Annotated in this window: 8 protein-coding genes and 1 pseudogene; 2 read left to right on the top strand and 7 right to left on the bottom strand. The window is 41.3% G+C overall.

Annotated features, from left to right (window positions below; all coding sequences use genetic code 11):
• Positions 1–206: 206 nt before the first annotated feature.
• Positions 207–716, top strand: coding sequence for a hypothetical protein (locus CJP46_RS36000; protein WP_094600383.1), 510 nt, complete (start codon positions 207–209; stop codon positions 714–716).
• 1,088 nt (positions 717–1,804) lie between these two features.
• On the opposite strand, the gene CJP46_RS35995 is transcribed toward CJP46_RS36000, so the two are convergent.
• From CJP46_RS35995 to CJP46_RS35960, 7 genes and pseudogenes are all read right to left on the bottom strand, one after another.
• On the bottom strand, positions 1,805–3,769 hold the full coding sequence (locus CJP46_RS35995) for an elongation factor G (protein WP_094600382.1): 1,965 nt from the start codon (positions 3,767–3,769) through the stop codon (positions 1,805–1,807).
• 795 nt (positions 3,770–4,564) lie between these two features.
• Positions 4,565–4,783 carry a hypothetical protein gene (locus CJP46_RS35990; protein ID WP_094600381.1) on the bottom strand — a complete coding sequence of 73 codons (219 nt, stop codon included), beginning with the start codon at positions 4,781–4,783 and terminating at the stop codon, positions 4,565–4,567.
• An 18-nt stretch (positions 4,784–4,801) separates the two neighbouring features.
• Positions 4,802–4,990: a hypothetical protein gene (locus CJP46_RS36815; protein WP_094600380.1), complete on the bottom strand. Its 189-nt coding sequence runs from the start codon at positions 4,988–4,990 to the stop codon at positions 4,802–4,804.
• A gap of 1,306 nt (positions 4,991–6,296) precedes the next feature.
• Complete coding sequence (locus tag CJP46_RS35975) at positions 6,297–6,686, bottom strand: VOC family protein (protein WP_094600378.1); 390 nt, start codon at positions 6,684–6,686, stop codon at positions 6,297–6,299.
• 282 nt (positions 6,687–6,968) lie between these two features.
• Positions 6,969–7,097 (bottom strand): annotated as a pseudogene (locus CJP46_RS37345) (GNAT family N-acetyltransferase); the annotation flags it as partial.
• A 60-nt stretch (positions 7,098–7,157) separates the two neighbouring features.
• Entirely contained in the window at positions 7,158–7,925 is a 768-nt protein-coding gene (locus CJP46_RS35965) for a nucleotidyltransferase domain-containing protein (protein ID WP_094600376.1), read from the bottom strand.
• A 797-nt stretch (positions 7,926–8,722) separates the two neighbouring features.
• A complete protein-coding gene (locus tag CJP46_RS35960; RefSeq protein ID WP_094600375.1) occupies positions 8,723–9,460 on the bottom strand; it encodes an SDR family NAD(P)-dependent oxidoreductase in 738 nt (245 codons plus the stop codon).
• A gap of 119 nt (positions 9,461–9,579) precedes the next feature.
• On the opposite strand from CJP46_RS35960, the gene CJP46_RS35955 reads away from it, so the two are divergent.
• Complete coding sequence (locus CJP46_RS35955; protein ID WP_094600374.1) at positions 9,580–10,131, top strand: TetR/AcrR family transcriptional regulator; 552 nt, start codon at positions 9,580–9,582, stop codon at positions 10,129–10,131.
• The last annotated feature ends 534 nt before the right edge of the window (positions 10,132–10,665 follow it).

Genomic DNA, 10,665 nt, shown 5'->3' with positions numbered 1-10,665 from the left:
AACTAGCAACGTAGCGCACATAAATTTATCAACTCAGGGCAGGATTGAACTATTTTCAGGGCAGGGTGTTTATGTTCAGGGGTGGAGTTTCCTAAAGCATAACGGGACAGGCCATTCATAAGACGACTTTGTTATGAAATAATGAGCATTTACACTTCCTTATTTTGGTTGCTATACTGAAAGTAAATAGCTTCTGAGGTGAGTGTATGAAAAAGATAATAATAGGCTTTATTGCTGGTGCATTGTTTATGGTTTCTGCTCAAGCCTTCGGTGACGGATTATCCTTTATCGGTAAAAAAGTAGATGGAGAAGCCCCTGTAACATTAAACGGCAAAGTTGTTGGCGACGCAATCATCATTAAGGGTAAAAGCTTTGCTCCAGTACGTGAGCTGACGAATGGCTTTGGTGGGAAAGTTGATAGTGCAAGCAGTGGAGGGATCGCTTTGAGCTCTGATCTGACAAATGAAAAAGTTGTTGATGATAATTCTGCACAAATTACTGATCTGCAGAATAAAATCGCAAGTAAAAAAGCAGATATTGAATCGATCAAGCAAAAAATTGAAGACATCCAGAAAAAGGTGGATGAGAGAAAAGCACAGGGAATCAGTGCCGATGTTCAAATGGTCGAATTAACTACAATGAAGCAAGAGCTCGAGAACCAAATAGGTAAGCTTACAGAACTAGAATACAGTTTGAAGTACGGCAATAATGATTGATTCAAAAAGAGCCCCGTCAAAGGGCTCTTTTTTATGCTCAAAATTGGAGGTGTGATATGGCAACCTACGACTACGGGATCCGCCAGGGATTGAATAACCAGGGCATTGATAACAGCCGTATCGGGTATGTGGGATAGCCGTGAACAGCAGTTCTCCGCACAGATTGTCAGATCAGCTGCCCCCTTGTTGTTGAGATCTGCCTGCATGAAGTTTTTCCCGTCCACCGTCACATACCCATTGGAGGGTATTCGCAAAATTTTTGAACTATCCTGCCCATTAACGTAAAGAAGCTGCCGATCAGCACCGGCAGCTTCTTCCATAATATGTACTTCCACTCCGTCAACAAAGAAGTTGAATTGCCAAAACCCGCCTTTATTTATTGGACTAGGATTATATTTTTGAAATAACTTGTGGGCAATCTCAAAGTAATCCCACTGAATCATAATATCTAGATCATCCATTTCAAAATCTTCAATACCATGTACAAAAAGTGAAGTTGAAGCATCGAAGCTATACGGAACATTTAGTATAATCACTCATTAGCTCGTTTGGCAAAATGATTTCGTTTATAGTAATGCAAAAGAACGTTTTAAGTCTAAAGGTATTACTAAACTATTAAACAACCCAAAATGATCAATACGATGCGCCTAAAGAAAGGCAGCCGGCTTTTGCTTTTGGGGCGGCTGCCTTCAAAGGTCTTCATTAAGCTATCGTTTCCCCTAAGTTGAATAAAATGCACTCTAATCTTTAGAGCATCACGTAATTATTTTTGCAACTAGCTTTTCATTTTTGAAGTGTAAGTTCTCATTATCCAATAAAGTATAAAACGTGCTGTTTTTTTGAGTAGCAGCCTAATGATTAAATGCAATACGACGTTCTTTATAAGATGCGGGTGAGTTCCGTTTCGGCATGAACGGCTACTTCGTCGTTCACGAAGCGGGAGACAACCTTCGTGATCTCGGCAACGTCGGACTGAACCGCAAAAACACACTCTTGTCATTCGGCCCGGTATGGTGAGCCTATCGATCGGACCGTCGCAATAATTCACTACTTACGATAATTTCTTAGTTGCTTCCTAATAGATCGTTTTAAGGTTCTAATTCAAGGTGCATCTTGTCTTCCGCCTCATCCCATGGCACCGAGAAACCCGCCCCCTTGGCGCAAAAGATGGAGGAAGATGTATACAGTGGGTCTGCCCCTTTTCGGTAGCCCATCCGCTCTATGACTTCCTCCGTATTATGGCAGCGGTCGTAGCCGCTGAACACGCAACGGATGCTGCCTCGTCCATGCGTAAAGGATGCAAATTCGGCACTGTAGTTCATGAAAGTCGACACGGGCACCCTGCCCGTGACCACCGCTTGCGTTCCGACTGTCTCCGGTGGATTAAAAATACCTGAAGCACGCTGAATATCGGACAGCACCTTGCCCATTTCATCGATAGCGACTTTGATTTTGAAATCGTAATAGGGCTCCAACAACACGTTGTCGGCCTTCTCCAGACCCTGCCGTAGTGCTCGAAAGGTAGCCTCACGAAAATCGCCGCCATGGGTATGTTCTTTATGCGCGCGCCCCCTCAGCAAGGTGATGTTCACGTCGGTGACCGGCATGCCGATCAGCAGTCCGTGGTGCTCCCGTTCGTAGAGGTGATTCCGAATCAAATTCTGATAGCTGACATTCAGATCATCGGCATGACATCTGCTATCGAACGTGATTCCGTTGCCCCTTTCTCCCGGTTCAATCAGCAGATGCACTTCCGCATAATGTCTGAGCGGTTCGAAGTGGCCGTACCCTTTCACAGCCGATTTAATCGTTTCCTTATACAAGATTTCCGGTTGTCCAAAAGAGATAGCAAAACCAAACCGCTCTCTAACAAGCTGCTCCAGCACTTCCAGTTGTATCAATCCCATGACGCGGATAGAAATCTCCTGCAATTTCTCATCCCAAACGACGTTCAGAGACGGCTCTTCCGCCTCCAGCGTGCGAAAAGCACCGAGTACCTTCTGTACATATATCGAATTGTCGAATAATACCTTCGATTGTAACGTCGGCTCCGAGTCGTAAGCTAACTTGTCTGATATCGACCCCAGGCCTTGTCCGGTCTCGGCGGCGGACAATCCGGCAACCGCAAACAAATCACCGGCTTCAACTTGTTCCACCGGCTGTGACTTGAGGCCGTTAAACAAGAAGAGCCGCGTAATTTTTTCCTCATATTGAACCCCGCCGCTCTCATAACTAAGCTGTTCTCTTACCTTCATCCGACCACCCAGTGCCTTAATGAACGTGAGTCTCACTCCGCCTGCATCGTGCCGAATTTTATAAACCCGCCCCTGGAACAAAGCATCCTCGTCATAAGTGGTTGTCGTCAGCAGATGCAGCTGATCCAGAAATTCAATGACGCCTGTGTCCTGAAGCGCAGAGCCGTAAGCACAGGGGAAGAGAAGGCCCGCCGCTATCATCCTCTGCAAGGCCTCCAGCCAGAAGCCAGAATCACCTTTCCCCTCCAGAAATGCTTCCAGCAAAGCTTCGTCCCGCTCCGCCATGGCCTCACGCAGCGGCTCACCGATTATGCCGTCAGCGAACCCCTGTGTAATGCAATATACTTCCCCTGTCAACTGCTGACGGATATCCGCCTCGGTTCTGCCTGCATCCGCTCCGCTCCGATCCGTCTTGTTGATAAAGAAAAACGTTGGAACCCGATGCTTGCGCAGCAGCTGCCAGACTGTCTCAGTATGGCCCTGGACACCTTCAACTGCGCTTACAATCAGAATGGCATAATCAATGACCTGAATCGCCCGCTCCATCTCCGGGGAGAAATCGACGTGTCCGGGCGTGTCTATTAAATAGTAGCTGTCTCCTTTATATTCTATCACCGCCTGATCTGCGAACACCGTAATGCCTCTTGCCCGCTCGATGTCGTGGCTGTCCAGAAACGCATCCTGATGATCCACCCGCCCTCGCGACCGGATCGTGTTCGTATGGTACAGCAGCTGTTCCGCAAAAGTTGTTTTACCTGCATCCACATGGGCGAACAGGCCAATCGTTAGACGCTTCATAGAATCCCACTTTCAACATTTCTTGTTTTTACTGCTCATTTTATTAAAGCATAGAAATTGGAAGAGTGGGTAGGAGTCGGTTTGGAGAGAGGTCTTTTTTCATAGATAGAGGATAATTATAACGAGTTACACTTCTATAACACTTTAACCTGCATTTGTAATGTAAAAGAAAGACGGCAATCAACGATAAAGTCGAAGAATGCCACTTTTTAATAGTTCTGATAAATATCGCAATTTCAAGTTTCGCCCTTCTTGTCGTACAGTTCATCGTGGCTAATCTTCAACTAGATGTTGTGGGGTATTATCCCAGTATTTATATTATTCCTATAATCATTGGCGGATGGATTTTACGCAGAAATTTTAACATTCTTGTTGTTTTTTTATCAAAGCGGCCAGTCGTCGATAATCAATCAGCGACTGGTTATTTAGTTTCTTTGAATACTAATTGAATTAAAGCAGTGGGCTTGTATATCCAACGTTCCTTAACTCTCGTGTCCTTTACTTTTGAAATGTCGAGAAGTATGCTTTATGACAAATATTTAATTGAGTTCTCATTAAACTAACCTGCCCGTTAGCTTAATGAAAATTGCATTGGAAACATATTTAAATGGTTAATCTAATCGGTAATCGGCTCATGTTCTTGTCCTTTTCGGCAATCGGTACAAGTACTTGTCCTCGACCCGGGACAAGAACTTGTACCGATAAAACAAAAAAAGCCGCTATAATAGCGACTTTCAATGGGACTTTGTTCTTGTCCCCCGACAATTACAAACAAATTTTTATTTAGTGTACTACCTATTTTTTCGATTCTTCACTAGTTCTACGGTATTCCTCAATTGTCTCGCCGCCGCTGATTTTTTTGAAAGCATTTTTAGACCTTTCTAATTCACGTGCCCAATATTCCTTTTCGCTCTCATTAGTAGAATTTGAGAAAATGTCCTCATATTTTTGAATTTGGCTAACTAAAGCAATTCTAATGGCTTTTTGATCAAAATCATCTAAATAAAAATTCATTTTTTCACCCTCTTACCCCTAAGTTCCTCCCAGTTCATCCCAAGCAGCCATCAAATTATTTAACTGTTCTATCTTGAGGGAATCAGATATATCTTGCTCCAATACGGTTCTTGTATACGCTGTAACTAAAACCCTTTGATAACGATGTTCGTTTTCTATAAGGATTTTGTTTTTAAAATACTCTACAGTACCGAATTCCATTGCCATATCGTCCTCCAATAGGCGTTGTGTTTCGCTTTCTGAATTATACCATAACAATGAAATCAAAGCTGCCTGCAGACGGCACCCTCCTTCAACTCTGTACTTCCCTTCATTCCATTCCTTCAATTGAAATATTTCGATATCGCATTAAACATCCTTCCCTTTAGTTGAATAAAGCCAGCCGGTCAAAGTAGATCAGCTGGCTTCTTATCTTTATCAGTTAAAGATGCCAGTCTTAATCATTGGACTTGTTATGGAATCAGTGATAATTTTACTTGTGTCACCCGAACTACATCCTGCAAGCAAAAACACGAAAATGACTATGATTGCCTTCATCATTTCCCAACCCTCCGATTTTTTATCTCTTATACAGAAATACAAAAATCTCAAGGTGTATTGATCCAAATAACGACGGCAGCCGATTATTTTGGCCGGCTGCCGTCGTGTCATGATTGAGCTATTATGTCCGGTTAGCTGGGAACTGAATTTGTTTGAAAATAGTATCAACCAACCATATGCCTACTGAGGCAATGAAAACCGAATAACCCAACACACCGGCATACTTAAATTCGGGATACAAATATACAACAATTTCCGCACACAGGAGATGTAAACTTAATCCGACTAACATTCCGAGTATTTTCCTTTTCACATTTGAGACAATAATGTCTGAAATAACAGAGCAAGGCAATCCAATTATTAAGTAACCGATCGCAGTGTACAAAAAATAGATTGAAAACGTGGCATAACCATGAAATCTAAATAGAATAATCGAAAGAATTGCTGCCATGAGTACACAGGATATCAACTTCCTGCCAATCCAAAGTTTCGTGACTACTGTGAATTCCCCCTTCATGAACCATGGAGCACTGTTTTGCAAATCGTTCTAATAATAAGGACGTAATAATTATTGTAATAGTTACGTTATCCTGCCCGTTAGCTTAATGAATTAGTGCAGTGAAATGTAGTTTGATGCTTATCTAATCGGTAATCGGATTATTGTTCTTGTCCTTTACGGCAATCGGTACAAGTTCTTGTCTTTTCTTCGGGACAACAACTTGTACCGATAAACAAAAAACCGCTAAAATAGCGGCTTTCATTGGGACCATGTTCTTGTCCCTCGACAAATACGCCCTAATTTTCATACAAACTCCTCATATTTCTTGCACAAACCTGCCCGTTAGCTTAACGAATATGCCGATCAGCACCGACAGCTTTCATCCTTGTCGGTTATTCAACTATCGTTCCCCGTTAGTGTAACGAGTTACAAGTTTCATTGATTTTTATGTTTAGGTTACAACTAACTTGAGTGCTAAACCTCTTGTGTTGCAATCCACCACGTGTTTCCAGCAGGATCCTTTACCCCTGCACGTCGATCAGGATCTCCTTCTTTGCGAGTTGGTTCCAAGATTGATGTGCCACCTGCATGAACTGCCAGCTGATGAACTCTTATAACATCCTGTACATAAATATGTAATTGAGCAACAGTTGCGCACCAATTATTTGTGGCATCCCCAAGCATTACAACCGTATCCTCAATTTGCAGTTCGACATGCATAAAAGAACCATCAGGTCTATAAAAACGTCTTAGTTCGGTTGCACCGAAAGCTTCCTGCAAAAAATTAATTACACTCTGTGCATTCGGCACCACTAAATAGGGTGAGACACTTGAATATCCTTTTGGCTTCCAAAAGTCAGACATTTACGGACCTCCCTATTTACAAAAATGTTATTTATCTTATTTCGCTGAAATATTTATAAATCCTTTCAAAAAATGCTTGAACTATCCTGCCCGTTAGCTTAATGAATTAGTGTAGTGAAATGTAGTTTGATGCTTATCTAATCGGTAATCGGATTATGTTCTTGTCCTTTACGGCAATCGGTACAAGTTCTTGTCCTTTCTTCGGGACAAGAACTTGTACCGATAAACAAAAAACCGTTAAAATAGCGGCTTTCATTGGGACCATGTTCTTGTCCCTCGACAACATTTCTGATAAAGAGCAAGTTGCCCCACACCAGAATTTCCGGTACCAACTTCAATTGTTTTAAACCCCAATTCAGTTGCATTTTGAACAGTATGCTTTCCCAGCAGTTTTCCGATTCCTTTTCCTTGGCTTAGGGGGCTGGATGTGGTCACTCGCTTCTCAGAGTAATCAGGAGCGTCAATATGGTGTTAGCCGAAGGAAGTTCTGGAAGCAGCCATTGCATTTAAGGCGTTCTCAAAATAGCTATATACTTCATCTGCAATTCCCAGAAACTCTTCAACAAGTACATTACTATCCAAGTAACAAGCATACAGATAATCAACTAAAGCGGAGTCAATCTCAGAATAGTTTAATATGGCATTCTTCATCTTAATAATGTCATCTTGCCATACACCTGTATCTTCTAAAACCAAAGAGTATAATGCACGAATTAATCTCTTAGAGTAACCTTTAATTAATCTAGTTTTCATTGTGTTATCACTAGCATTAGAAAGTAAACTATGTCTACGATCTACTTCCTTCTTGGTCTCTGTATTTAAGTCTAAAATGAACTCTGGAGAAATAATTATCGGTGGTACTTTTTCACCAACGTCATCACCATATATGCAAACACAAATGATCTTAACCCAAAAACCCCACTCATTTGGTTTACTTAATACATCGTCAATCGAGCAAATTGTCGTATCAATCTTAGATACTACTGGATATTCTTCTAAAAGCCTGTCTTTAATATTTGACAATCTTTCGTAATCAATATCTTTGGGATTTACACATACAATAGTAAAGTCTGCATCTGACTTAAAAGGTTTAGCAGTTCCTTTTGGAATCGAGCCACACATATAAATGCTATGGATCTTACCTTTAAATTCGGTAAGTATATTATCTTTATACTTATCAACAAAATCCTTATATTCACTTTGTATTTCAATTCTATTTATAACTTTTTCTAATATCATATAGACTCCTCCTAAACTAAGAACTTCTTTCGGCTAACGTCTTATCTACGAACTTCGTAAATAACTTCATATGTAGAGTATTCGCGAAATCAATAAACTCCCCTGCCTGTTAGCTTAATAAATTTAATTAATCGTTCAATGCTTATCTAATCGGTAATCGGCTTATATTCTTGTCCTTTTCGGCATCGGTACAAGTTCTTGTCCTTGGCTCTGGACAAGAACTTGTACCGATAAAACAAAAAAGCCGCTAAAATAGTGACTTTCAATGGGACCATGTTCTTGTCCTTCGACAATCAAATTCTCGTCATCTGCGGAGATTGAAAAACCGATTCCTGACTCATTGCTTTTCAAGTGAAAACCTATAGGCCTCGAGGAGACTACCAGGATTTTAATTTCTCGCCCCTGCTGTATCGGACCAGTATCGATTAGGTAGCGCGTATAGCCACTACAACACGTTTTCTTCCGTCTGTCCCGTGAAAGTACAGTTTTAGACCGAGAAAGGCGATTTAATGCGGTTTATGAGATTGAAAATCTCCAGACTTCGAAAAATTAGTATTAGACTGACATAAAAGTGAAACAACGGCAGACCAATTGTCTTTGACTGCCGTTGCCCCCATTCAACTATCGTTTCCCATTAGTTGAATAACAAAAACCAACCAATAATAACAAAGAATCCATTAATGCGATTGACCCATAAAAATATTGTTGGTTGTTCCGATTCGAAAACAAATTTGCCTTCTTTTAAAAGAAACATAAATTTATTGATATACCATATTCTGACTGGATTTGATCAGTTATCAGTGTATTTGTACTTCGTAATCTGTAACGATTTTTCCGTCATGTTGAATCATCTGACCGTTGTGGTTTTCCGTGTCAAGCGCGAGTTTCGCGATGAGCTCACCTGCTTCTTCAGCTGATTTGATGTAGCCATCAAAGGCGCCAGCGGTCAGTCCGTTGAGATCCGTTGCCACACCGCCAGGCATGACGCCAAAAATCTGTTTGCTGCTGCCCGTATTTTTGAACTCAAGTGCGTAATTCATCGCCATCACATTTTGTGCGGCCTTACTGGTCTGATAAGCGAGCGGATGCCAGAAATTAGTCGGCTGAATCGGTATCGTGATGTTCACGATTTTTCCATTTTCAGCGAGTTTCGGCAGGAAACTTCTAATAATCTCGTGCGTCCCGAGGAAATTGACTTCCAGTGTCTCACGGAGGTCGTCGGTCGTGTAGTCAAACGTTGTTTTTTTAGTGTCAAGACCGGGGCGATCAGCCTTGTGACTGTCAGGAATTCCCGCATTATTGATAAGCAAATCAAGCTGATCGATTTCTTCTGCAGCGTTGTGAATCGTGTCAAAATTGTTCAAATCAATTTTGACAAAACTTGCTGTAATACCTTGTGCTAACAACTTTTTAACTGCTTCTTGGCCATGACTTTCGCTGCGTGCGCCAACCAAAATTCCAACGCCTGATTTTCCGAGAGCTTCTGCAATAGCAAAGCCAATGCCTTTATTTGCACCTGTGATGAGTGCTTTCATAAATTTATTTCTCCTTTATCAAGTTATATTTTATAAATTTTATAACTACTTGATGGACAGAATAATAAACTATCGGAGTTATATTTGTCAACAATTATAACTTGTGATAAAATCAAAGCATGAATATCAAGGGAAAAATTTTAGAAAAAGCGCAGGAACTGCTGTTAGAAAAAGGCTATGGAAACGTGAGTTTGACGGATATAGCAGCAGCCGTAAATATCTCTCAACCCGCACTGTACAAGCATTTCAAGAATAAAACAGATCTCTGGGAATTGCTCGCTTTTAACTGGCTTGATACTATGCTGGCTGACCTTTTCCCGTACAAAGTTGACCCGAAAAAGTCGCAATCCGAGACGATTCACAACTGGTTTTGGACGCTCGCGAGCAATAAACACGCCGCTTACAAGGCTGAACCTATCATGTTCAAGCTCTATACAGAGTATTTAAGTACTAAACCTGAGCTCGTTGAAAGACACATGAACGACCTGATTGACAGCCTCGGGGCCGTTTCTGGTATGACTGACCGCCAAGAAAAACTGTCTTTGATAGGCTTGTTTTCGCGTTTTCATCACCCAAAGTTCGCTGAGTTTTGGGATGAGGACACGCAAGACGATTTTGAGCGTACCTGGAAATTTGTTGAACCTTATTTTAATACAAAAACCAATTTATAATTTCGTAAGATGTTTTTAATTTCCGTGAGCACTTTTTCTTTGATGCTAAGAACGTTCCCCATTTGGGTGCTTTTTAGAACCATAACATGTGTTATACCGTCATGGACAAAAAGTCCTCAACTACCAGTGACTCAACATTTATTGAATTAAAGTGATTTAAACATTTAAGACGGAATATAGACTCTTTGCTCATTGAGCTCTTTCGTACCCGTTAGCCTAACGGTTAATGAAATATAGTAAAAAATGAATGCCTCCAATCAGCCAATCTAAATTGGTTAATAGGGGGCATTTATAAGTTATTCTATATGTTAATAGCGTCCACCAAATGCATTTAGACTAACGTCTTCAATGCAGGCTAGTTCTTCAACCGTTAGTTCAAAAAGACTCACTGATTAGCGGTGCGTCTTTTTTGCGTTATCCTGCCCGTTAGCTTAACGAAAAAAGGAGTAAGTGCCACAGGCAAATTGCTCCTTTATTGAACTAATGTTTCCCGTTAGTTGTCATCAGCTGTTCCGTGATGCAGGTCGGATCCTT

Origin of the sequence: Paenibacillus sp. XY044 (assembly GCF_002257645.1) — a bacterium.
Classification (GTDB): domain Bacteria; phylum Bacillota; class Bacilli; order Paenibacillales; family Paenibacillaceae; genus Paenibacillus_AQ.
Note: the sequence above shows the minus strand (reverse complement) of the source record. Positions and strands in the feature narration are given on the sequence as shown.